Genomic DNA, 24,050 nt, shown 5'->3' with positions numbered 1-24,050 from the left:
ACGGCGACGATTCGTCTCCGGTGCGGGCGAGCGTGGCGAGGGCGGTGCGGAATGCGTGGGCGAGCGAAGCTCGCCAGCGTCTTTGGGCTCGGGTTCGATGCTGATCAGGGTCCAGGAGTAGTAGCAGTACCCCTCGCATCCCTCGCCCGCGGAAGACTGCTGCCACGCCGTGTCAGGGCATCTGCGCGGCGAGATCGCGCACCGCGATGCGGCCGCGGGTATTCATCTGTCGGCTGGCGGCGATCTGCATGACCTATCCCAGCTGGTGAGAGCGGAAGTTCGCGCGCAGCCGCTCGTCGCCGCCGTAGACCTCGTCGCCGGCGACCCACACCGCCCGGGTCCCGGACTCCACGGCCCGGTCGATCATCGCCCCGGCGAACTGCGGTTGTTCCGGGGCACCGGAGGACACATCCGATCACGCAGCGCTGGCATGTCCCAATGCCTAGGACCGCTGCCTCGAACGCTGCGGGGAGAAGTCGACCAATGACCTAGTTTCAGGACGCGTCCCCGCGCGCTATCGCCCATTGACGCTTCTCCCACTGTCTCTGCCGCTTCAGCCCAGTCGTCGTGCGGCTCCACTTCACTGCCGTCCCGACCTCCCGGGCGATCGCCTTGAGGTGCGTACGCCGGCGTCGGGTCTTGTCGAACCGGTCGGCCGCTAGCGACGCCAGCACCAACATCGTCAGACTCGTGCCTAGCCAGGCATCCCAGGCTCCCGGCTTCGGATCAGGCGATAGCGCAATGCCAACAGGGCTTTCCGGCACCTCGTGCGTGTATTTGTCGCACACCGCTGTCGACGCGTGGCTCTCCCCCGAAGCGATCCGCCAGAACGCGTACATGTGAAGCCCGCCCTCAATGTCCTCGCAGCGCTCCCGAAATTTCCGGCCTGCAGACTTCGCCTCGTCCTCGAGGTCGGCCAGGTAGTCCTCGGCGTCCTTGAGCGTGTCGGCGTCAAGGTTGCCTCCTGTCCGGATGAACTCGGCAAAGGTTTTGTCCCTGTTCTGCGCGTGCTCGTGCATCAGTGCCCGTGCAGCACGCTCGCCGTAGCACTCGAGCCAAAGCACCGTCATCGCACACTCGATCAGCTGGCGTACCAATGGGATCGCAGCCTGCTGTAGCCCAGCCCGATCCAGCGCGCGGATCCCGCGGCTCAGGTGGTGGCAGTGGCTCGTAAGCCCGAAGACAACCACGCCGATAACGTACGACTCGCGAGTGGCGAGCTCAATCGTGTCTCCCTCTGCATCCCACGTCGTTGCGAGTTCGTCGAGACGTTCGCGGACCGAATCGCTGTCCATCACCATGCGCGGACCCTACCCTACTTCGGTTCCTGCTATCGGTGGCGCATGCGATCAACGAAGCCGCGAAAAGTACTGTCTGCCGGATCGGCGACGGTGCCAGTGCCGCGTCCGTGAACGCGCAAGTCCGGCTGGCTGCTTCGACCGAACCCGACTCGTCGTCTTCGTGGTGCCACCGGACTGTCGCGCGCAGCGGTAAAGATGCGCTGCTCGCAACAGTCGCGAAACTCGCCGCAGTCGCCCGGACTGATTACTGACTACTTGCCTGAACCGGACTCCGGTCGCTCACCGCTGCCTAGTTCGTAGACTTGTTCGGTACGAGATAGTGCGGTCCTACTAGGCCAACGTGCACTCTGCCGGTCGCGCCGTTGGTGTCGTCGTAGAAGTAAACCCGTGGTGCGAGGTTCCCGCCGCCTTCCGCGATCTTTAGGTGTGCAAGCATGGTGATGCTGCCATCGGAGTCAACCGCGCGATCCACTTCAAAGACACGCGTTCGGCTGATCTTGCCGTCGTTCTGGACGCTCTCGCTCTCAGTCATCGAGAGCTTCTTCGAGGTCGCGGGCCACCCGAGCAAGGGCCCAGATGAGCACCACTCCCAGAACCCGCCACCGTCCCAGCCGTGCGCCCGATCCTCTGCGTACGCAGCGAGAGCGCGGAGCCCACGCCATGTCGTGTTTCCCCAGGCGTATGACGTCGGCGCCGTGTCGATGTCAGCCAACTCCCTCGCCGCTGAGTCCGGCAGTACGAGCCACTTCGTGAGATACATCTGCGCGGCCAGAACTGCTTCCGACGTGTCCTGGACCTCGTCCGGTACTGACGATTCCGTCGCGTGTTCAGTCCCCCAGATCACGTCGGCTAGCCCCTTGGCGATGAGTTCGTCCTTCATGCGCGCGAGGTGGCCGTTCGTCCGCGCAAGCTGTTTCTCAAGATCGCTACGCTCCTCGAGCGCAAGCTCAAGATCGAACTTCCACTGCTTCCGAGCCTCGTCAAAATCCCGCGTCGGTATCACGTCGACAGACGTTGCGTCGACCGAGACGTCGTCGTTCTCATTGAACACACCGAACGCATCTGGGATCCGCCGCCGAGTCGACAGTTGCGCCACCGCATACACGATGCGATCGATTGTCGCTCTCCGCGCTCCCTCGAGGCGATCGCGTGAATAGAGGCGGTGGCGCCAGCCGTCTGCCTCAACCGTGACAGATTCTGGCCCATACACCCGGATTCCGCCGCCCCAGATAGCAAGGTCCCCGAGTGCATTCCTGAATGCGGTGACCGCTTCGTTATCAAGTGTTACGACAACGGCTACTCCTTCGGCCCTCCGAGCGATCTTCTCAACCGTCCCGAGCCACGCTTGATCGTGCTGGCCACCTGGCTCGGAGCAGACGATGACGGGCAAGGTCCGCTCGGGGTTGGCAAGCAGGGCTGTCAGGATATCGATGCCGGCCGCCGGAATAGAGACAGGCTCCGTAAGCAGAGTGCTAGCCCCCAGTACGGGCTTGGCTGCGGCGCTAAGAAGGTCGTGGACAACGCGTGGTCGCCCTACGGACACACGCAGACTCAGGTCGTCGGAGTCCATGCTGTTCTCCACGAGGACATGCACACCGGAGTCATCGGCGACGACCTGGATCAAGGTGGTCCACTCGGTGGGGTCGCCGTCTCTGCGGTCAATCGTGCTGACCGCGAACGCGTGTGAATCGATCGATCGGTGAAGGATCGTGCGATGGCGATCCTGCGACACGTCCCACTCACTCCGCCCCTCAGGCAGCTCCGTTGAAGTCTGTGACTCGGTAGCCCACGCGGCCACGAGGGCTCTCCACTCTGAGATCGCCTCGTCGGTGCCGTCCGAGGTCCAAACCGCACGGTAGATCGTGCCCATCCCAGCTCCAGTTCGTCGTGGTCGGCGAGACACCCCGAACCCGTTTGGACGGCCCGGCCGCGCCTCTACTGAAGGACCGTAGTGCGGGCCACGGACAGTCGACGCCCGACAGGCGCCTTCGTCCAGGAGAATTCACCCTCTTCGCCCGTTGGGCGCACCCACCGACAGTGTGGGCGCGGCATCGGCTACTGGACCACGACCTGGGCCTCGCCCATCGTGATCTGCGTGGAGTCCGAGAACTCCAGCGGGATCGACCCGTTCTGACCGCCGCCGGACCACTCGACGGTCCAGTAGGACGTCGCCGTGACTGTGTAGCGACCCTGCTTGGTGTAGTGGTGTCCGCAGTCGGGCGACGATGCCTTCCCGTAGGAGTCCGCATACGACGTTCCCACCCCGCACGCGACGGGCGCGGAGCCGTCGCCCATCGACCACACGATCCGGTCGAGCCGCCCGGTCGCCGTCACCGTCGTCCCGCCCGCCGACGCCGATCTCGTGATCGGCCCGGCCGACGACTCCGAGGGCTCTGCCGCCCACATCCAAGTAGGCATACCGACAAGGCCCACGCTCCCGGCCACGGGTTCCGGGACGATTCCGATCGTGATCGCGCGCAGGTTCATCGCCTCGATGGCGCGGTCGGCTAGGTCCCGTGGAGAGGGTCCGCTGGCTCCCGGCGGCGACTCGGCCCAGTAGATGTCGTTCCAGCAGTCGTCCATACCGACGCCCTCGACGATGCACCACGGCGGAGTGCAGGAGACGATCACGCCCTCGGTGCGGCCCTCCCAAACCGGATCATCGGGGCCCGGCTGCGGATCCGCGAGCCGCGCGTAGCACTCACGGGCGGCGTTCCACGTGTAGCCCTCGACGGCGCACGGCACCTCGTGCGGCCCGAAGTGGCATGTAGCCGGCTCACGGCTGACATTCTCGGCACCACCCGAGTCGTCTCCCCCGTCATCGTTGCCTCCGCCGCCCTCGCCGGGGTCGGTGATCGCGATGTAGCAGGTGCCGCCGATGGGTGTCTGGCCCGGCGGACACGTCACGGGGTCGGCGGCCGACGCTGGGATCGCGACGGCAGGCAGCAGAGTCATCGCCGCGGCCACTGCGGCGAAGACGACCCTGACTGCGTACCGCATCGGTCAGCACTCCGTGAATGGCTGCCTGGTCGAGGCTTCCTGGACGGTCCAACGATCATCCGGCTGCCGCTGCATGACGACGTCCTGGACAACCGGTGTCGTCGCCGTATAGCTCGACTCGGCCGGGTTGCCGTCGGCATCGACGACCTCGACGTCCGTGAAGTCGACGCACGCCTCCATCGTCACGATCTGCGTGCCCTCGCTCAGGGGATCACCCTCGTAGTCGGTGACATCCACGGACACCAGGGTGGACGTCCCGGTCTGGTGGAGCCCTTGGTCGGTGAACTGCTGCGGCACGGACTGCCACCACGTCACCATCTCCTCCGAGCCGATGTACGGGCGCACAGTGCGGAGGGGATCACCGCTGCCCGGCTCTGCGAGGACCCGATCACTCACCTCGAGGTACTCCGCGAAGCGGCCCTGCGCGTCATCGACGTTGGCCTGCTGGGCGGCATCCTCCTTGCTCAGAGTCGGCGTCGGGCTGGGTGACGGCGTCGGCGATGCGGTCGCCGAAGGCAGCGCGACCGTAGGGATCGGGAGCGGGCGGTCGTTGCCGTTGCTTCCGCCTGTGCATGCGGCAAGCAGCACCGTGAGCCCGACGGTGCCCGCCGCCAGAGCCAGTCGTGTCGGCATCATCGCGTCCTCCTTCCGCTCCGCTGCCTCGCGGCCACCGTAGGATCAATCGGCCGTGCGCCGGCATCGCCACCACGGATCTGTGGATGGCGCGCGGTTCGGACTGGCTGTGGACGCACGTGGTCTCCCGTCACAATGCACGAAGGCGGGTCTTGGTCGGCTCGCCGGGGTTCTTGAGCTCGGCGAGGAGTTGTTCGGTCTCGGGTTCGAGGTCGACTTCGAGCTCTTCGGTGATGGCCAGCAGGCGGTCGACGGCCTCGGACTCGGCGGCAGGATTGCGGGATTCGTGGGCGGCGAGGATGCGCAGCCGCCACAGGGCTTCCTGGGCGGGGTCGACCAGGAGACCGACACTGACGGCGGCCTCGGCCGCTCGCCAGTGCCCCTCCATGAGCCGGCGCTTGGTGAGGGCGTACGAGGCATCGACGATCTCCGACACGAGGCGTTGTCGGATCGGCTCCGACCATGCATAGCGCCTGCGGTGAGTGCCCTCGAAGGGTGTGCCGCGCACGAGTTCGAGAGCTGCCTCCAGGTTCTCGGTCGAGCCGTTCAGCGGGTCTCCGCCCGTCAGCGCATTCCAGTCGCCGACGTCGCTCGTGAGTTCGTCGGTGAACCCGTATCCGCCGCCGGCGGCGTGGCGCGGGAGGAAGTCCTGACCGGACTCGTCTTGCCCGACCCACCGGCGTAGCTTCGACGTCGCGGTGTTGCGGGTGTTGAGGTTGTCCTCGGTTCTGCGGTCGGGCCAGATAGCGTCGTCGATCGCGGGGGCGGTCGCGTTCGGGTGCAGCGCGAGGTAGGCGGCCAGCTCGAGCAGGCGCGCCTTCCTGGAGTCCTCAACGGTCCCGGCAGCGCCGATGAGGTCGACAGGCCCGAGGACGAGGAGCCGCGGTGCGCTCGGCGTGGCCGGTGCCTCGTTATGTCCGTCGGGCTCGCCGGCGTCCGAATCGAGTTCAGGCTCCGGAGCCTGAGCCTCGACCTGGGTGACGGACGGTTCTGGATCACCGTCGCCGACAAGGCCCGCCGGGTCGGCAAGTGCGACGAGTCCCAGGAGGTCGTCGTACTGTTCGAGCGCCAGACGTTGCGGTGTGAGCGGCATGGCGATGGGGTCGAGGATCGCGCGTGACTCCCCGGGCGACGTTCGGAGCGCCCACTGCCCGACGCTCACGCCGCTGGTGATGGCCGCGACCGCGACCTTCGGCGTCTGAGCCGTGAGCGCCGCGAGCTTGGACTTCTGCGACTCGGTCATGAAATCAGCGACGACGACGATCTCCGGCGTCCAAGCGTCAGGCACGAGGCCCGCGGAGCGAGCGGCGCCCAGGTCGCGCACCCCTGCCCCGGCGATCGCCTGGCGGTCGGAATCAGCACGTTCGGCGAGCTGATCGAGCAGTCGGTCGATGGTCGGGACCCACCGGATCCGGCCGCTGCGCAGGACGCCTTCGACGTCGGCGAACCAGCCCACGACGGTGACCTGAAGGTCGTCCGCCCACACCGACGTGGCCAGTTCGAGTGTCAGGGCCGCGACGATCGCGCGTGCGTCCTCTTCGGTACCGGTGACACCGAGCGACCCGATGCGTTCGAGGTTGAGGAAGATGTGGCCTGCGGTGTCGTCGTGACCGACAGTGACGAGCGCCGGGTACGGGGCCGGGACCAAGCTGGACGTCGAGTCCGGCGCGAGTGCCGGGCCTGCGTCGAGAGCCCAGATGGAGCCGTCGCCGAGGTCCTGCCAGGGCGCCGGGAGAGGTTCGGGTTCCTCGAGGTAGAGCTCGAACCGGTCGACCGTGAGCCTCGCGGCCCGCACGCCCGGCAAGGGCTCACCCGATTCGGAGCACTGGCGCGCGAGTCCTCGCAGGGCATCGTCGACGGTCTGGACGGCGAGTTCGTCGGCGGCCGTCCGCAGTTCTTGTTCCAGGGTCGCGGCGCTGCCCTCGGGCATCGGGATCGTCTGGCCCGGCTTGCGGCGGCGTTGCTGGGCGCCTCGGCGGCGGGCGACGACGGCGATCGCTCCGGCCGCCAGGATCGTCCCGATGCCCGAGCCTGTCGCAACCTTCCATGCGTCGGCCGAGTCCGGTTCGTCGACGTCGCCGCTTGCGGCCGTCTCGGATGCTCCGGCGTCGGGAGCGTTCTGCACGGCGGCCGGAGGTGTCGGAGCCTCGCCGGGCAGAGCGGACAATGCCCCGGTTCCGCGCTCGGGTCGTGGCGCCGCGTCCACCGTTTCCGAGGCCTCCGGTTCTGCGGTCGGCATCTCGGCGGCAGGTGGCTCAGCCGGATCCGGCGTCGGAGACGCCCCCGGCTCGCCATCGCCACGCACGCCGGGGATGACGAGCGTCCAGCCGGGCTGGATCAGGTCGGGGTCCGACAGGCGTGCCCCGTCGGGTTGGGTGATGTCCGTCGAGGCGTCGAAGATCTCGCGGTACCGGCCAGTGTCGCCAAGTTCAGCGTCGGCGATCGACGTCAGCGTGTCGCCGGGCTGCACCGTCACTGTGCGCCGGTCGTCGGCGGGCGCGGCGGGAGGCTCGGGCGATGCCGGGAGGGTGAGAACCCAGCCGGGTTTGAGGAAGTCGGCTTTGCCGCCGAGCAGGTCGGCGTTGAGGGCGACGAGTTCGGTGAACCGGTTCCCATCCCCGAGGCGCTGCTCCGCGATGGACCACAAGGAGTCGTTGGGTTGCACCGTGTACGCGACGGTCTCTGGCGCGTCGCGCTGCTCCGTCTGCTCCTGCGAGCGGGCCGCGCCATCCGTGGCCGCATGATCGACGTCGGCGGCGGCAACGCCGGGCTCGACCGCAGCAAGGGGGGCGGCGCTTGCCGGAGGCGAGACGGCCGCCGTCGGGCCGGCCGCGGCGAACAGAGCGACGGCTGCCCCGACGAGGCCCTGCGCCCAGCCCTGCGGCAGCGCGAGTCCGGGCATGCGCGGCGGGCGGATGCCGCGCACCCGGGCGACGATCTCGACGAGCAACGAGATTGTGAGGGCGCCCCAGGCGATCCACGCAATCACCTTGATCGCGGCCAGGGCGAGAGATCCGTCGTCGGGACGGGTCAGGTCTCCCCAGGAGACACCATCGGCGAACGGGTTAGCCCCGACGGCGAAGAGCACGGCGGGCAGGCCGATGATGATCGCGAGGATCGCGACCAGGGCGGCCAGGCCGAGCAAACGACGTCGCAGCAGGTTCACTGTTCGACCCCTTCGACGGCGCGTGCGATCCGGGCGCTGGCGTGCCCGCTCGCTGGCAGGCTATCGATGCCGATCAGGGACAGGATCTTCGTTCGGTAGGTGGCGCTCGTGTCGACGACGATCCGTCCGTCTGCGATCCGCGCCGAGCCGGTCAGCCCGGCTCCCTCGATGTAGGCCGCTGCGGCGGACCTGGCCGTGGCTGGTGATGCCTCGGCGCCTTGTCCGCGGATCGCTTCGGGGGCGTTGAGCTGCTGTCCGCCGATGCGTGCGGCCTCGGCGGCGACGGCGCGGGTGTTCTGGATGGCCTGGAGCTGGCCGCCGAAGTCGACCCCGATCCCCACGAACAGCAGCATCGCCATCGTGGTGACGGCCGCCCACGCGGACATGGACCCACGTTCGGCGTCCGGCGTGGTGCGGCGGTAGACGAGGCGCATCGCTTCACCGTTCCCGGTAGGTGTCGAGGGCGCTGGACGCGGTCTTGGTGATGGTCTGCGGCCCGACGCCGGGGACGGGCAGGCCGGACAGGTCGACGGTGCAGGTCACGGTCGCCGTCACGCTGGCCGGAGTACCAACTGGCGCCGCAAACCCGCCGGTGTCCACGACGACGGAAGTGCCGGTGCAATGCAGTCCGGAGTTGTCGAGGGTCGCGTCGGCGACAGCGAGCGCCCGGTCGGTGGCCGCCACCGGGGTGCGTTCCAGCGACGCTGCGCGCGCGGCCTGCGCTGCCGCGCCGTCGACCGCCTGGTGTGCGACGGCGACCCTGCCCGCCACCACGATGAGAGCGAGCAGCACCAGCAACGCGGGTGCGAGCACGGCGAGCTCGAGGCTCGCCGAACCCCGCTCAGGGTCGCCGGGCAACGGTGCGTACCGCCGTCGTGCATGGCGCGGCGCCGTCCTCATCCGGTCACCTCTTCCACGGGCATCGCGGCCGAGGCCGTGACGTTCGGCTGCCACCCCGGGACGAGCGAGGCGACGCGGACCGAGACGGTCATGTGTACCTCCGTTGCCGTCATCGAACCGGTGACCGACGTCGATTCCAGGACCATGGTGGAGGCGTCAGCGAGCCCTTGGGCTGCAGTGATCCCACCGGCGATGGTCCCGGACTCCCCCGCGGCGACCTGCGCCCCCTCTTGGGCTGCGGCCACTGCCGCCGTCCGCCCCATGTACAGCAACGCCGCCTGGAGCCCGAGGAAGAACAGGGCCAGGATGACGGGCATGACGATGGCGGCTTCGAGCGCGACGGAGCCACGCTCGCCCGCCCGGTGGCAGCGTCGAGCAGGACGTGCTCCGTGGCGCGGGTGCCCCCTGGTCACGGTCAGCTGATCTCCGCAGCGCGGTCGCCGATCGCGCTACTGATGATCGCGACCAGCGCGACGGCGGCGATGAGCAGGGCGGCTGTGATGACGACCTGCTCGATGCTCACCGAGCCTCGCTCACGTTCGTCGGGGCCGAGACGGCGTCTGACGCCGTCGACGACGTCGAGGCCGAACAAGTAGATGGTGGCGATGAACTTGCTCATGGTTCTTCCCCCGGGTGGGTTTCGGTGCTTTCTGGACGGGCTCAGGAGCTGCGGGCCCGGTGCTACGCGCCTCCTGTCAGTTGCAGGAGCGCGGGAACGACGAGGATCACGAGAAACACCACGGACAGCAGCGCCATCGGCAGGGTCATGCGTTCACCTGCGGCGTTGGCCTTGGAGAGCTCGGCCGCGAGCATCGCGGCTCGCACCGACTCGGACCGGGCTCTGAGCTGGTCGTAAACCTGGGAACCTTCGCTGGTCAGGCGCATGACGTCGCCGAGGTCGGCCAGGTCGGGCAGGCCGAGCTCGTCAGCAAGCGCGTGGAGGGCGTCCCACGGGGCGACGCCGGACCACCGTGAGCGGGCGAGCTCTTCGCTGATGCGCCGAAAGACCCAGTTGTCGCCGACCTTCGCGGCCAGTTCCATCGCCTCGCGGCTGCCTGATCCGCCGAGGCGTTCGAGCGCGACGAGGTCGATATAGGCGCCCAGCGCCCGGTTGAACTCCGCCCGTGCCTTGCGGGCATCGTCGCGGGCATTGAAGTCAGGGAGCCAGAACAGCACCGCGGCGGCCACGAGCGATCCGGCCGCGGGCACGGCGATCGGCATGGTGATCCCGACAACGGACAGCACGTAGATCCCGACGGGCGGGATCAGCAGACCGACGAGCGCGTAGAGGATCTTGCTGCCGTAGTAGCGGTGCAGCGGGATCTGCAGGAGGGCGAGCTCGCGCGTCGGTGTTCGGCCCCACCAGGCGGCGGGGACGGTGCGCAGCGCCCAGACGCCGAGGCGTTCTGTCACGCTCGTGGTGCTCATGGCGGCGCTGGCGGTGGCCTCGCGATCACGGACGCCCTGCGGGGAGTACCGCCGCACGACGTCGGCGGCGTCGGGCCGCGCGGGCACGAGGCGCCACAGGAGCAACGCGACGCCGAGCCCCGCCAAGGCGCCACCGACCAGCGCTATCTGCAGTCCGGTCGTCATCGCGCACCTGCCCCTGTGGCCGTACGGGACTCGGTCCCAGCAAGGCCGGACAGCCCCAGGAACCGGGGCAGCCTCTCGCCCTTGGCCATCTGGCGCATCCACCACAGCAGCAGGACGTAGATGCTGAGCAGGAGGGTGAGCAGCAGCTGGCCGAGAGCGGTGCCGTAGGGAGCGACGTACTCGCCGGTGAAGATCAGCAGGTAGCCGAGCACCGCGATGGTAATGATCGTGACCCAGCGGGCGGTCGTGCGGGGCTTGGCGCGATCGGCTTCGATGGCGCGCCGCGCACGGACGTCCGACGAGACGGACTCGGCGAGCGAGGTGAGCACGTCGGCCAGGCCCTGGCCACGCTTGCGGGCGCCGAGAATGAGGAACGCGGCAACCATGTCACCGGTGGTGTCGTCCAAGTCGTCGGCGAAGGCCCGCAGCGCGGCCTCGGTGCCCATGCGGGCACGCAGCCGGGCGACCAGCGCGGTCGCCTCGGGCCGGATCGCCTCGGGGGCCGATCGCAAGGTGGCCCGGATGGCTTCTTCGAGCCCCACGCCGACGGTCAGCACGCTCGCGAGCCCCCGTGTCCACTCTTCGAGGCCCTCCAGCTTGGCGATCTGCTCGTCGGTGCCCGGGGCAGACAGGAGTGCAGGGAGCCCTGCGACAGCGAGGGGTCCGAGGACGATCGCGATGGCCCATCCGGTCACGAGCCACGCGACGATGCCCGCAACGAGGCCGACACCGAGCAGCACCTTGGTCCGCTTGGTCAGGCGCCGCCACCAGGCCGCCAGCGGCGAGCGCCGTGAGATCCGCGGCGCTGAGACGGCGGGAGATCGCGGGGTCAGACCCACGATGACGCCGATGATTCCGGCGACGATGAGTGCGCCGCCGAGGGCGGGGATGAGCAGCGGCATCAGGCGGCCCCCGCTTGGGTCGCGCCGGGTGCGGAGGCGATATACCCGGCCAGGTCGAATCCGTGGCGTTCCAGGCGGCGCAGCTCGTCGGGCAAGGTTCCGGGCAGGGCCGGCCCGCCGTCGGGGTTGGGTACGTAGACGCGCGTGGTGGCGTAGCCCTTGGCTTCCTCGCCCGGTGTGACGTGGAGGATCTCGGACACCCAGCGGGTGCGGTGCCACTGGTTCGGGCCGACCTCGGTGGTGTCCAGGTGGACCTGGACGACGAGGTCGATCGCCTCGGCGAGTTTCGCAGTGACGACGTCCTTGGCCTGGCCGGCCTCCATCCCGCAGGTGACGAGCTTGCGGATCGCTGCTTCGCCGTCAGCGGCGTGCGTGGTGGAGATCGAACCGGCCCCGGACTCCATCGCCTTGAGCATCGCCCACACCTCCGAGCCGCGGACCTCGCCGACGATCTGCCGAGACAGGGCCATGCGGAACGAGTCGTAGAGCGCCTCGTCGAGGGTGTACTCCCCCGCCCGCTTGCCGTCGGGGCCGACCTCGCCCGAGCCTGGGCGCGCCTCGAACGGGACGACGATGGGGTGGACGTCCTTGAGCTCGTGCAGGTGCAGCTCGTACTCGGTCTCGAAGGTGCCGAGCTTCTCGTGCTGGGGAATCTCGGCGCACAGTCCGCGGACCATGGTCGTCTTGCCCGCTCCCTGCGGGCCGGCGACGACGATCGACAGACCCGCCTTGACCGCCGCCGACAGCAGCGACGCCTGGACGGGGGTGAGCATGTCTCGGGCGATGAGGTCGGTGAGCGTGACCCGCACGAGGCGGTGGCGACGGATGACGACGACCGGGAACGCGGTGATCCACGCAGCGGCGGCCAGACGCGGCCCTCCGTCGAGGCGCATGTGCATCGTCGGGGACGCCGCGGAGAACGACCGGGCGGTGGACTCCTGGCGAGCGGCGACGAACTGGAGGAACTCCAGCAGCTCGGCGTCCGAATCCGCGACCGGTTCCACACGGACAAGGTCGCCGTCGGTCTTCTCTAGGAACACCGTGTCGGCCCCGGTGATGATGATGTTCTCTACCGAGTCGTCGTCCACGTAGGGCTGCAGGCGCCCGAGGCCGAAGAGCGCGTTGTAGACCGCCTCGGCCAGCCGTGCCTGAACCTCCAGGCTCCATGCGGGCTCGCCGTCATGGATCCGGTCGGCGGCCGTGGTGGCGAGCAGCTCGTGGATGATCGCCCGACCGCGCTCACGCTCGGCCTCGATGTCCTGGCCGCGCTCGTCGCCCAGTGACGCCATCAGGAGGTCCGAGGCCTGGGTCCGCAGCTCGGCGACGAGCTGCCAGTCGAGGCTTCCCGACGACGGCTCGCCGCTGTGTCCCCGGGTGGCAACAGTCGGCTCCCCCGTAGGGGCCGCTACAGACCGTGTCGCGGAACGTGCTTCCTCGGGCGCCAGCGCACTCGGCGCTCGGAGCCTTCCGGCGAGCGAGTGTGCCGCAGGCTGCGTGGGCGCGGCCGCGGCCGCGTCGGCGTCGACGTCGGCGTCGCTGGACGTGTTGCTGCCGCTCACCGACGGCGCGGGCAGCAGCTCGGTGGTGCCGCTCGGCCGGACGCCGAAGATCGGCAGGTTCGTCGGGTCGCCGGCACCGCCGGGTGCCGCATCTTCGAGGAACTCGTTCACGACCAGCTCCCTTCGACGGCCAAGCCGAGGTCGATGCGCGCGGCCGTGAGCGCGGATCCGAGCCCTTGGACGGCGGCGCGCAGCGACTTGGCCAGCGCTCCGGTCTGGAACTTGCGGCCCGGTGTGGCGCCGTCGGAGTAGACGGACGCTGACTCGGGGTCCCACGCCAGCGACGCGGCCACGGGCATGCCGAGCACTTTGGCGGCGTCGCGTTCGCCGTAGGGGCGACCCGGTCCGACGACGAGTGCTCCCAGGCTGGTGCCAGCACCGGAACGTTCGAACCATTCGCGGACAGTCGGTGCCCAGGAGGACGCCCCGACGAGTGCGGGCAGACTCGACCTCGTCACCACTAGCGCGAGGTCCGCAGCGGTGAGCAGCGGGATGGGGCTGCCGTCCAGGCCGAGGCGGCCGACGTCGATGATGACGTCCTGGCCGTTGCCTTCCAGCGCCTTCAACGCGGCGGCCAGCGGCTCCCACAACGGTCCGAGCGCCTGCGACTGAAGGTGGTTGAGGGGGCCGGCCAGCGCCTGCACATGCGAGTCGGGCAGGGTGAAGACCGACTTCGGCAGGTCGGCGACGAGGGTGCCAGCCCGCAGGGAGACAGCGAGGTCGACGACGGTGCGCGTGGTCGGCAGCTCACCACCGCGCAGGTACCCGGCAGGGATGGCTCGCGACCCGGTCGGGTCGGCATCGACGAGTACCACCGGCCGCGGCCAGGACAGGGCGAGGCCAAGCACCGTCGTCGTGACCCCTGGGGAGCCGTTGGCTGAGGTGAGCGCGATCAGGGCCATGTCTCACTCCTGGTCGCCCGGCTCGTCGAGGACCACAGCAACCTGGCCCGCCGCGGCCTTGTCGGCGACGAGCGGGGCGTCGTCGTGGGCGACCTGGACGTTGAGGATCGTGTTGCCCGAGGCGTCATCGATCCCGGAACCGGCCACTTCCGCGTCGATCGCCACTGGTTCCTCCGGCGTCGAGCCGGTGCCCGTCACCGGATCGGAGGTGAGGACGACGCGGACCCGGTCTCCGACGCGCACCTGGTTCGCGGGCAGTGCGGAGGCAGTGAGGTTGAGGCCGACGACTGACATCCCCGCGGCGGGTAGCGCCGTCTCGGTGACCTGGTCGGCGGTGACGACTCCCCCGGCGACGAGGTCGAGCGCGGCTCGCTTGCCGACAACCACGTCGAGCTGCGAGGCCGGGAGCGGGTGCAGGGCGGGGTCGATCGTCATGGGCACGGTCATCAGGTCGTCGGGCTCGATGACCTGCCCGCGCTCCACTGTCGTTCGGACGGCGAGTACGTCGTTGGCGTCCGACGCTCCTTGATAGGCCCACACAGAGGCCAGCGCGCCCAGCGCCACGGCGGCCACCGAGGCGATGACGAGAAGCGGGCGCCGCCGGTACTTCGGCGGCGGGGCGATCTGGTCGGGCCCGGGCTCGCCGTCGACACCGGCATGGGCGTCGGTGGAGCTCTGTTGTGTCGTTGTCGTCATGTCTGAGCACCCCATTGCTCGGGACTGCGATCGACCATGCGTGAAAAGGACACTAACCCTTGGTGATCCGCGCCACATGGCGAGTCGCCCGCGGAATCACTCGCGTTTTCATGCATTCGGATGAGTTGTCGGTGCTTGGCGAGGCGGACCGCGGGCGAGGCGTTCGCCACGGCTCGGCGGATCCGGCCTGCCGTGGGCTCGGCCAACGGAGCGGCCGCGAGGTGGCCGAGCAGACCGCTGACCTCGGGCTCGCTGTGGAAGATCGACTCGAGCTGGTGGGCGAGATCGACGCTCATGCCGGACTCCCCCGCCCACCGTCTCGCGCACGTTCTCGACGGTTGCGAACACTGACGGTTTCGACGTGGTCGGGCGGAGTGATCTCAGCGCCGGACTCGTCGGACTCGGGCCACGACCACCGCTGCCAGGCGAACCCGCCGGGCGGGTCCTCGAGCGGGATCTCGCCGTCGGGCCAATAGTCGGCGAGGTAGTAGCCGCGACGCTCGGCGATGCGACTGTCGGCCTCGGCGATGGGTTCGACGTGCTGGTAGTCGCAGGCCCGCGCACGCCACTCGGCGCCGAGTCGTGTGCGGGTCGAGGCGAGCTGGTTGAGCCAGCGGACGGGCTCGGCGAGGTTCGCGCCGTCGTCGTGCGCGAGGCGGTGGTACCGCTCCAGCGCCCAGAGCTCTTGGACGATCGCGGGGTGCAGGCTCCAGCACGGGGTGATGACCTCACCGAACGCGAAGGTGGCGCACAGCCACTCGACGAACCTGTCCAGGCGCTGCATCGCCGCGGCGCGGGTGGCGACGTCGGCGTCCATCCAGGAGAAGACGCCAGTGTCTTGGTGGGCCGGGAACATCGCATCGACGCGCGCCCAGCCGCCACCCTTGGCCTTCGCGAACGGGCCCAGGCCACCGGACCTGCTGAACGGGTCGTTGGCGGGCGGCCCGCCGTCGCCGTGCGACACCTGCGGTGGCCGGCTCACACGTGTTGCGTCCTTGCGGGCGCCCGGGCCCCAGGCCTGCTCGTTGCCGTCGTAGCCCATCACGCAACCTCGCCGAGGGTCCGGGAGTCGTCCCGGGCCGTGCTCGCGGGCGGGACGGCAAGCCCTTCATGTTCGGCGTACCAGACCCGGCTCCGGGCGACGGCCTCGGCGTGGGGCCCGTGCCAGTACGGGATGAGGTCGACGAGCATCGGACGCATCGCCGCTTCGATGACGAGCGCATGACCCTTGGGTAGGCGGCGCATCTCGCCTGGCTCGATCGTTGCCTGCTGGGCGGTCTGCGTCTGCCAGGAGCGGCTGAACGGCTCGCGGAGGCTGTAGCTCGCCGAGGTGGTGGAGCGGTCCTCGGCCCCGAGGGTCTGCGAGAGCGCGGACAGCACCTCGGGTGCCTTGACTCCTGGGAGCAGCACGTTGAGGCAGTTGTTCCAGATCGTCTCCTCGACGTCGTCGCCGTAGGCGTCCTGGCCCTGGGAGCGGGACTGGAAGACCGCGACGAGCTGGATGCCCTCCCCCGACCCGGCCGAGCTCATCCGCGCGGCGCCCGGCCAGGGGTGGATGTTCGCAAGCTCGTCCAGGACCAGCGTCAACGGCGGGTCGAGGCGGCCGCCCGGTGAGCGCTGGGCGAGCTCGTGCGCGACGTCGGTGACGTGGTCGAGGAACAGCGAGTAGAAGGTGCCGACCGTGCCGGAGGTCTCCGCGGTGGTCGAGGTGCCGGCCGAGATCATGTAGCAGGTGCCGCGCTCACGCAGGAAGGCCTCGGAGTCGAAGGTGCCCGGGACTCGGTGGCCGGCGTCGTCGGTGAGGCGGATGGCGAGGCGGTCACGGACGTGCGGGTCCATGAGCGGCACGAACGCGTTCTCGACGCCGAACCACTTGTTCGCCTTCATCCGTACCTCCTCGCCCATCACGTAGCGGATCGTGGTGTGCCAGTCGACCTGCTCGCCCGACGCCGAGCAGTACTCGGGCAGACGGGCGGCGCGTTCGAGAACCTGCATGGCTTCCTTGCAGGCGTCGGGGCTCTTGCTCCACCGGTAGACGTCGGCGATGGTCCGTCCCGAGATCGCCGCCGCGTACAGCAGAGCCATGACGATGCCGCCCGCGCTCGTCGCCCACACGGCGTTGTCGCCACCCAGTCCGGAGGCGCCGACCAGGAGCTTGGCTCGCTTCATCGCGATGCGCGGGACCTCGCAGCCTTCCAGCGGGCTCCATAGGATCGTGTGCGGCCGCCCGCCCGATGCCTCGAGGTTGAACACCTCGACCGGGCCGAGCTCTGCGCGGCCGACGGCGGTGGCTTCGAGGTTGTCGGTGCGGGTCGACGTCGTGATGCACGCACCGGGCGCGGCGAGGATCGCCGGGACGACGACGCCGACGCCCTTGCCCGACCGCGCTGGGCCTAGCACGTAGATCGGCCGCTCCAGGCCGACCCAGACTTCCTCGCCGTAGGTGTGCCCCAGCAGGAAGGCGACGTCCTCGGGGTTCACGGTGCGACCAGCTGCCCGAGCCTCGGTGGTGAACGTCGGGCGGACCGTCTCGGCCGTAGCGACGTGGACGACCGCCCCGAGGTGCTCGGCCACCTCCCGGCCACGCGCGATACCCTCGCGGGCGAGCATCTGATGGCGAAGTTGCGCGCCGGACCGGCGGTAGCCGAACCACCAGACCAGCGCGACGGCTGTGGCCGCGAGCCCGACGATGCCGAGCGGGACGAAGACGATGACCGACCATGGGCCGACGACGATCGCAGCCATCACCGCCATACACGCGTAGGCGAGCCAGGCGATCCCGAGCGCCTGGGCGACCTCGGCGTCGTTGAGCACAGCCATGCGCCGGTAGGCACCGCCGTACCGCCGCAACCACCACGCGAACCTCGTCAACCGGACCCGACGCTCGACGCGCTCGAGCCAGGCTGGGCCGAGCTGCTGGTCCTCGGTGTTCGCGCCTGTCGAAGCGCCATCGGATCGACCGAACAGCGTAGCCGCGGCGCCACCGATCCGGTCGGAGCGCTCACGACGCTGCGGAACGTAACCCTGGCTGGTCACGGAGATCCTCTCGACGGCGGGGCGAGCCCGCGGACGCGGACTTCACCCCACACGTCGCCGCCACTGGACCAACCGAGCCTCCGATATCGAGCCGATCGGGGCGCGAGGCGCGGGGCGCGAGGCGCGGGGCGCGGGGCGCGGGGCGCGGGGCGCGGGGCGCGGGGCCATGCCTATCGACTGGCTGGCGGCTCCTGGGCCACAATGAGCACGGACCGGAGCTGGATCACCCAACCGAGGAGTGTGCGAGCGTGCCCAAGGAGAAGATGTGGGTCCACACGGACGACGGGGCTTCGCTCTCCGACTCCCACAAAATCGAAGGACACAAAAGCGCCTTAGCTCGCGATGAGGACAACAACCTCAGCCAGGCCACGATGAGCGAAATCTCCGACACTGAGGAACTCGAGGATGCCGCGCTTGTCTTCGCCGCTGGGCTCGCAGCGGCGGGACTGGTCTGGTTCGGGGTCGAAGCATGGAAGCGCCGCAAGGCACGCAAAGAGGAAGCCTCGGAAGCCGTAGCCCTGGTTGAAGAGCAGGACGATGTTGATGCTCTGATCGAGGACACCTACGCAGTCATCGAGGACTCCAAGACGGTGCAATCCGTGAAGCCTCAGGCCAGTTCCCCTGAGGATGACCTGGACGAAGACGAACGGCAGGCCGTCGCGAAGAAGGCGCTGCGGAGGCGCGCATCGTGAGCCAGCCAGTTCTCAGCCTTCGCGACCGGCGCTGGTGTTGATGAGGGCGTAGGCGGTCGGACCGGCGACCGGAGCGACGAGGACCGGTGTCGACTCCCCGATGTGCCAGACACCAACGCCCTGCGGCAGGGACATGAGCGGGTCGGCTTCGGCCTGGGTGGGCCGCACGATCTCGTCGAGCAGTGCCATCGAGGCCGCGGACTGCTTGTAGAGGATCTTGATCGCCGACTTGGTGATAATGCCCTTGACCTGGTTGCGGTGTGCCGAGCCGGCCTCGCCAAACTGGGTGATGTCGGCAAGCTCGTGGAAGATCAGCCAGTTGGAGCACCGCCACTGGCTCGTCATGCGCAGCCGCTCGTCCATCGCGCGGGCCTGGGCGCGGTTGCGCAGCTCGTCCCAGCCTTCCTCGGACACCACGCACCGCCAGCGCCCGTCCCCTGAGCGCAAGGTTGCGTCGATCCACGCCGAGGTTGCGGCTTGGGCGATCGCCCTCAGCTCCGGTGCGGCGCCAACGATTGCGGACGTGTCGATGACGGTGATCGGCGCGACCGGGTCGAGCGCCACGGTTGATTCGCCGTCGAACATGCCTGCCAGCGGCCCGCGGACGAGGCGGCCGAGCACCAGGCGCAGCGACGTCGGGGCCCCCGCCCCGGCGTCGCCGAGCTCATCGCTCAGGGTCGACGGCGGTTGAGCGAGCCAGTCGACCACGGCCGCGACGGTCGCCACCACGGCGCCGGAAGAGACGGCTTCGACGGCGCGGTCCAGGACGGTGCGCTCGAACTCGTCGAGCACCCGGCCCGGTCGCAGAGTCGTGCAGATCGACTCCAAGGCGAGCGACCGCCTGGAGCCGACGAGCCCACGCCACGTGGCCGGGCCGACGTCGGGCGGGCGGATGCCCTCGTCGAGAGGGTTGATGACGTTGCCGCTGCCCGGCCCGACGGCGACGACCTGCCCGCCGAGCGCCCCGGCCAGCGGCACCCACTCCCCCTTGGGGTCCGAGGAGACGATGACCTGTCGGCCCCAGCCGATCTCGCGCAGCATGGCGGTCTTGACGCAGAAGGACTTGCCGGTGCCCTGCAGCCCGAAGGCGACGACGCCCGGGGACGCCGCATGTTTGCTCTGCACCGCACCCCACGGGTCAAACGTGAACGGCTGGCCGCTGGTCGCCTCGATCCCGATGACCGGCCCGGGGATCGACGTCGCCGTGGGCGCGACGAACGGGGTGAGCACACCGATCCGCGCCGCGGACGTGACATGTTTCGGGACCCCGACACCGGCAGGCCCCCACATGCCGCCGCGGGTCAGTCGTCCCCACGCGCGGCGGCGGGACAGCCTCGGCAGAGCATCGGCGTCCGACGTCGGCACGTCGGCGTGCGCGAGCTGCGTGCGGGCCTCCTTGGCCGCACGGCGGGCGGCCTTGCGCATGGCGCGATCGCCCGGGCCAGCGAAGGCCGTGACCTCGTACGTCCGCTCGCCAGGTTCCGTCGATGCCCCACCCGGTCGCGCACTGGGGCGCGCGCCCTCAGCCGGGTCTTGCCCCCTGCCCGACGCCGGGTCCGCCGTCGCGCGCTTGCGGCCCCACCGCCGCCGGGAAGGTCGCGAGCCCTGCCCGTCCGGCGTCGTCGTGCCGCCATCAACGGCAGGCTCGGCAACCTGGTGGCGTTCCGCCGTCGTAGTCATGCGCGTGCTCCGATCCCGAGCGGCAGGACGGCGGTGTTGAACGCGGCCCACTGGTCGCCGCGCAGGAGCTTGACCTTCATCCCGGGCGTCGAGGCAGCGACCCACAGGTCGGAGTGATCCAGCTCGTCCAGCGACGGGGCGTGGACGGTGATCCAGGCGGAGTAGCGCACGTCGCCGTAGCCGAGCTCGAGCTCGGCGCGGCGCTTGGCGAGCTCCTTGCCCTCGGCGGTGTGCGCGGTCGTGGTGGGTCGGCCGAGGAACTCGTTGACCTTCTCGGCGGTCGCGCGCGAGGCCTCGGCGTTGTTGAGGCGCTTCTCGGCCCGGTGCACGTCCACGGCTTCCCACACCTGGGTGACGGTGTGCGCGGTGCGCCCGCCGCTGATGAGCGGGGCGAGGAATCCGGCCCGGGCGGGCAGGGCCGGCATCCGCTCGACCCACCAACACCGGTGCACGGCGGAGTCGGTGACCAGGTGGTCGAGGCGTTCGGTGACGACCTGGGCGAGCAACGCGTCGGGCGGGAGCTGCCAGTCCTGCTCGGCGAGCCACGGTGCGGCGTCGGGGTCGTAGGCGAGGCGGATGGCCCCGCGCATCTGGGCCTCGTTCATCCAGGTCGCGTCCTCGACGCGCACGCCGCAGGCGGGCAGCCCGGCTGCGACCTGCTGGACCCGGTCGGCCAAGACGTGGGAGACGCCGGTGATCCCTCCGCCCGCGGCATCGACGTCCCGGGAGACGGCGCCTGCGGCGAGGGTGATCGTCACGACGACGTCGCGGTGCAGGATCTGCCCGACGGCGGGCGTGGCGAGGAGCTCGGCGTGCTCGTCAGCGAGCAGCGCTCCGGCCGACGTCGAGGCGGGGATGCGCGGGCCGGGGAGGCGGGTGTCCGCGCCTGGGTAGGAGCGGGCATGCACCGCGACGCGTTGCACGCCGTCGGTGGTGGTGAGCTTCTGGCACAGGTCGCCGACGGCGGTCGCGCGGGCGGCCTTGACCTGGTCGTCGGCGAGGTCCCACGCGTCGGTGGTGAACCGCAGGGCTGCGGTCGCGGTCTGCGCGACGGCGTCCCACACGAACGCCGCTCCCTGGCCGTACTCGACACCGACCAGCGCGAACGAGTGCAGCCGCTCCCCTGCCGCGCCGGGGACGGCGATGCGTCCCTCGATGTGGGCGGCGTTGACCTTGACGACCGTGGAGGTCTGGCGAAACACCTTGCGCAGTGCGAACAGGCCCACGGTGGTGAGCCGCTCGAGGAACGACCGCCCGCCCCAAGAGCCCACGGCGACCACCGCGATCGGCGTCGTCCACCACGCCACGGACCACATGACTCCTGGCAGATCCTTGCCCACGGTGAGCTGCCACATCGGCCGGGCGATCGCGATCGCAACGAGCACGAGCTGCGGACCGGACAGCCCGAGCATCACGCCCGAGCGCGACAGCGGCGCGAACGACGCCGACGGCACAAGGTCCCCCGTAGTGCGATCGCTGGTCCGGGTCATTGGTCGCCTCCGAACGGGTTGGGTCCGGACTCGGTCTCCGGCTCAGCGGACGGCGCGGGATCCGGCGTCTTGGGGTTGTCCGACGGCGGCCGGCCCGGGCGCTCGGGTTCGCTCGGCTGCTCGTGGCGTGGGGTTGGGGGCGTGGAGGCATGGCCGGCCGGTGCCGATGGTCCAGCCGCGGACGGACCCGGCTCGGCCCTGGTTTCCGAGGTGCCCGAGCGCGGGGCCGTCCCCGGCGATGCCCCGGCACCTCCTCCGCTCTGCCGACGAGGGGCCGTGCCGCCAGCGGGACGGCTGGCATTGGACGTTGTGTCGTTGCGTCCAGCCGACGCCCCAGAGCCAGACTCGCCGGATAGCGCCCGCGAACCGCTGCCATCGGAAGAAGCGGCACCCCTCGCGCCGGACGTCGGTGCTCTTGCCGCCCCGGCTGGGTCGGCAGGTTGTCCGGTCGTCTCGCTGCTGCTGGCCTGCCCCGCAAGAGGCTGGGCAGAATCGCCGACAGGTCCCGCGAGGCGAGACGCGTCACCGCTCACCTGACCGTCATCGACCGGAGCTGCCGGAACGGTGTCGTCGGGCCAGCCGTCCTGAGCCGGGGCGTCGGCAGAATCGAGCCCTGCCCAGTCGTAGCCGGTGTCGGCCACGCTCGGTCCAGCGACGTCATGGAACCCTGTCGCTGCCGGGTCGGCGGTGCTTGCCCGACCGCCGACCTGGTTGTCGTGTACGCCCGCGGCGCTGCCGCCGTTGGCCGGATCCCTTGATCCGCGAGCGGTGTCCCTGCCGGTCTCGCCTGAGCCCTTGCCCGAACCGGTTGCTCCACGCTGCCCAGCACCGCGCCCCTCACCTTGGCCTTTGGCCGCGTTGCCCGTCTTCGAGTGAGGATCGCTCGCCGAGGGTCGGGGCGAACCCGAGCCAGCCGCCGTCGTCGTCGTCGGTGCTGAACCGCTGAAGCCCGCACTGCCAGCGTCGGCTCCTCCTGCTCCGGCTCCTACGGTCGCGGCAGCAGCCTTGGCCGAGCCTCCGAGTCTCTCGCGCAGCGCGGCCATCCCCTGGTTCGCGCCCGCCTGCGTCATCGAGTTCGTCAGGCCCTTGAGCTTGTCCGCGTGCGCGGTCATCGCCCCGCCGAGCTGCGCTCCGGCGAACCCGACGAACGAGAACGCCAGCGCGGGCGATCCCACAGCCATGGTGATCGCGATGATCCCGAGGATGAGCCCGTCCGCTCCGCCCTCGGAGCCCAGCGCGCATCCCAGTGCGACGATGCCCGCCGCGATGGGTTTGGTGAGCAGCAGCGCGACGGCCATCTGCAGCCACTTGCTCGACATCGCCCGGGTGCCGCGGAACCCGATGAGCATCAGCGCGACGGGTGCGAACGCGGCCAGGGCGATCTGCCCGAAGGTCACGATTCCGAGCACGATCACCAGGCCGATCACGGGCAGCATCGCGAGTCCGACGAAGATGAGCGCGAGCCACCACGTCGACAGCGCCGATACTCCGAGGAGCATGGAAACCATCGCCGTGGTCGCGGCTGACGTCGCCCCCGTGACGGCAGCGGATCCGGCGACGACCTCGGGCGCGGTGATGGAGTTGAGGATTCCGGTGGTCAGCCAGTCCGAGGCGTTCACCAGCCGGGAGTAGACCAGCAGGCTCGCGGCCGTCAGGGGCCAGGCGAGGATCGCCCACACCCAGCCGCGAAGGATGCGGCCCTGGTCGGAGGAGATCATCCCCGCGATGATTTCTACCGCGCATATCGCCACAGCGACGACGGCGAACACCCCGCCCCACTTGGCCGCCTGGCCGAACGCGGCCTGCCACTCCGAGGCCGAGATGACCGTCAGAGGGTTGTTGAACGCGAGGTTGAGCAGCCAGACCAGGGCATCGCCCATGCCCTCGATGATCCCGTCGACGAAGCCCTCCCAGTCCAGCGGGTCCCACCACGATCCGCTGGTCAGGGTGGCCACGGCGACGACAGCGGGGATCGTCGCGAGCGAGCGGCGTCGTCGTCGGGCAGGACGGCGCAGCGGCCACCGACGGCGGCGCGGCGGGCGCCGTCGGATCCTCGCGTTCTGGGACTCGCGCGTACGCACCGTCAGAACCCAAGGTCGAAGCCCGCGAAGTACCCGGTGATCGCGAACGCGGCACCGGTCAGGGCCGCGCCGATCGCACACACGATGAGTGCACCGACCGAGACGCGCTGCACCTGCTGGCTCGCCGAGGCCTTGCCGGCGATCCACGCGACGATCGCGACCACGAACAGGATGCCCAGCACGATGAGGCAGACCGCCTGGATGCCGCCCGCCCACTCCTGGAGCTGGGCCATGAAGGGGAACGCGTCGAAATCGAGCTCGACGCCGAGGTCGACGTCGTCGCCGTCGGCCGCCGCGACGCCGTGGGTATGTCTGGGAAGGACCATGAGGACGCTCCGGAGGATGGCCCGCGCCCTTCGCGCAGGCTTCATCCCTCACATCGCGGTGTCGTGGACAACCGCCGGTCCGATATCGCCGAT

At 69.9% G+C, this 24,050-nt stretch carries 22 protein-coding genes; 1 reads left to right on the top strand and 21 read right to left on the bottom strand.

Annotated elements, in window-relative coordinates; translation table 11 throughout:
- Window positions 1–494: 494 nt before the first annotated feature.
- The 17 genes from MWU57_RS08110 to MWU57_RS08030 form a co-directional block, all read right to left on the bottom strand.
- Window positions 495–1,301, bottom strand: a complete 807-nt coding sequence (locus MWU57_RS08110) for a DUF5677 domain-containing protein (protein WP_246908662.1) — start codon at window positions 1,299–1,301, stop codon at window positions 495–497.
- Window positions 1,302–1,590: 289 nt separating this feature from the next.
- Complete coding sequence (locus tag MWU57_RS08105) at window positions 1,591–3,171, bottom strand: hypothetical protein (protein ID WP_246908661.1); 1,581 nt, start codon at window positions 3,169–3,171, stop codon at window positions 1,591–1,593.
- Between the two features lie 185 nt (window positions 3,172–3,356).
- On the bottom strand, window positions 3,357–4,256 hold the full coding sequence (locus tag MWU57_RS08100) for a hypothetical protein (RefSeq protein WP_246908660.1): 900 nt from the start codon (window positions 4,254–4,256) through the stop codon (window positions 3,357–3,359).
- Window positions 4,257–4,304: 48 nt separating this feature from the next.
- On the bottom strand, window positions 4,305–4,937 hold the full coding sequence (locus tag MWU57_RS08095) for a hypothetical protein (protein WP_246908658.1): 633 nt from the start codon (window positions 4,935–4,937) through the stop codon (window positions 4,305–4,307).
- A gap of 127 nt (window positions 4,938–5,064) precedes the next feature.
- Entirely contained in the window at window positions 5,065–8,100 is a 3,036-nt protein-coding gene (locus MWU57_RS08090; protein WP_246908655.1) for a LysM peptidoglycan-binding domain-containing protein, read from the bottom strand.
- A complete protein-coding gene (locus MWU57_RS08085) occupies window positions 8,097–8,486 on the bottom strand; it encodes a pilus assembly protein (protein ID WP_246908652.1) in 390 nt (129 codons plus the stop codon). The genes MWU57_RS08090 and MWU57_RS08085 overlap by 4 nt, the downstream gene beginning before the upstream one ends.
- A gap of 52 nt (window positions 8,487–8,538) precedes the next feature.
- Window positions 8,539–9,000, bottom strand: coding sequence for a TadE/TadG family type IV pilus assembly protein (locus MWU57_RS08080; protein ID WP_246908650.1), 462 nt, complete (start codon window positions 8,998–9,000; stop codon window positions 8,539–8,541).
- Complete coding sequence (locus MWU57_RS08075) at window positions 8,997–9,413, bottom strand: pilus assembly protein (RefSeq protein ID WP_308221156.1); 417 nt, start codon at window positions 9,411–9,413, stop codon at window positions 8,997–8,999. Before MWU57_RS08075 ends, MWU57_RS08080 begins: the two co-directional genes overlap by 4 nt.
- A gap of 2 nt (window positions 9,414–9,415) precedes the next feature.
- Complete coding sequence (locus MWU57_RS08070; protein ID WP_246908646.1) at window positions 9,416–9,619, bottom strand: hypothetical protein; 204 nt, start codon at window positions 9,617–9,619, stop codon at window positions 9,416–9,418.
- Window positions 9,620–9,681: 62 nt separating this feature from the next.
- Entirely contained in the window at window positions 9,682–10,593 is a 912-nt protein-coding gene (locus MWU57_RS08065) for a hypothetical protein (protein ID WP_246908644.1), read from the bottom strand.
- The gene (locus MWU57_RS08060) at window positions 10,590–11,495 is read right to left on the bottom strand and encodes a type II secretion system F family protein (RefSeq protein WP_246908642.1); all 906 of its coding nucleotides are present in this window, start codon (window positions 11,493–11,495) and stop codon (window positions 10,590–10,592) included. The genes MWU57_RS08065 and MWU57_RS08060 overlap by 4 nt, the downstream gene beginning before the upstream one ends.
- Window positions 11,495–13,165, bottom strand: coding sequence for a CpaF family protein (locus tag MWU57_RS08055; RefSeq protein ID WP_246908640.1), 1,671 nt, complete (start codon window positions 13,163–13,165; stop codon window positions 11,495–11,497). The genes MWU57_RS08060 and MWU57_RS08055 overlap by 1 nt, the downstream gene beginning before the upstream one ends.
- Entirely contained in the window at window positions 13,162–13,956 is a 795-nt protein-coding gene (locus MWU57_RS08050; RefSeq protein ID WP_246908638.1) for a hypothetical protein, read from the bottom strand. Before MWU57_RS08050 ends, MWU57_RS08055 begins: the two co-directional genes overlap by 4 nt.
- A 3-nt stretch (window positions 13,957–13,959) precedes the next feature.
- Entirely contained in the window at window positions 13,960–14,652 is a 693-nt protein-coding gene (locus tag MWU57_RS08045) for an SAF domain-containing protein (RefSeq protein WP_246908636.1), read from the bottom strand.
- A complete protein-coding gene (locus MWU57_RS08040) occupies window positions 14,649–14,948 on the bottom strand; it encodes a hypothetical protein (protein WP_246908633.1) in 300 nt (99 codons plus the stop codon). Before MWU57_RS08040 ends, MWU57_RS08045 begins: the two co-directional genes overlap by 4 nt.
- Window positions 14,945–15,694: a hypothetical protein gene (locus tag MWU57_RS08035; protein ID WP_246908631.1), complete on the bottom strand. Its 750-nt coding sequence runs from the start codon at window positions 15,692–15,694 to the stop codon at window positions 14,945–14,947. Before MWU57_RS08035 ends, MWU57_RS08040 begins: the two co-directional genes overlap by 4 nt.
- Window positions 15,694–17,472, bottom strand: coding sequence for a type IV secretory system conjugative DNA transfer family protein (locus MWU57_RS08030; RefSeq protein WP_246908628.1), 1,779 nt, complete (start codon window positions 17,470–17,472; stop codon window positions 15,694–15,696). Before MWU57_RS08030 ends, MWU57_RS08035 begins: the two co-directional genes overlap by 1 nt.
- 464 nt (window positions 17,473–17,936) lie before the next feature.
- On the opposite strand from MWU57_RS08030, the gene MWU57_RS08025 reads away from it, so the two are divergent.
- Window positions 17,937–18,380 carry a hypothetical protein gene (locus tag MWU57_RS08025; protein WP_246908625.1) on the top strand — a complete coding sequence of 148 codons (444 nt, stop codon included), beginning with the start codon at window positions 17,937–17,939 and terminating at the stop codon, window positions 18,378–18,380.
- 12 nt (window positions 18,381–18,392) lie between these two features.
- Here MWU57_RS08025 and MWU57_RS08020 read toward each other — a convergent pair whose 3' ends face one another.
- The 4 genes from MWU57_RS08020 to MWU57_RS08005 form a co-directional block, all read right to left on the bottom strand.
- A complete protein-coding gene (locus MWU57_RS08020) occupies window positions 18,393–19,805 on the bottom strand; it encodes a hypothetical protein (RefSeq protein ID WP_246908624.1) in 1,413 nt (470 codons plus the stop codon).
- Between the two features lie 251 nt (window positions 19,806–20,056).
- The gene (locus MWU57_RS08015) at window positions 20,057–21,550 is read right to left on the bottom strand and encodes an SCO6880 family protein (protein WP_246908622.1); all 1,494 of its coding nucleotides are present in this window, start codon (window positions 21,548–21,550) and stop codon (window positions 20,057–20,059) included.
- Window positions 21,547–23,505 (bottom strand): hypothetical protein, encoded by a 1,959-nt coding sequence (locus tag MWU57_RS08010; protein WP_246908620.1) that lies wholly within the window; start codon window positions 23,503–23,505, stop codon window positions 21,547–21,549. Before MWU57_RS08010 ends, MWU57_RS08015 begins: the two co-directional genes overlap by 4 nt.
- Before the next feature lie 128 nt (window positions 23,506–23,633).
- Window positions 23,634–23,957, bottom strand: a complete 324-nt coding sequence (locus tag MWU57_RS08005) for a hypothetical protein (RefSeq protein WP_246908618.1) — start codon at window positions 23,955–23,957, stop codon at window positions 23,634–23,636.
- Window positions 23,958–24,050 lie beyond the last annotated feature (93 nt).

It is taken from the genome of Isoptericola sp. S6320L, assembly GCF_023015685.1.
Classification (GTDB): Bacteria; Actinomycetota; Actinomycetes; order Actinomycetales; family Cellulomonadaceae; genus Isoptericola; species Isoptericola halotolerans_A.
Note: the sequence above shows the minus strand (reverse complement) of the source record. Positions and strands in the feature narration are given on the sequence as shown.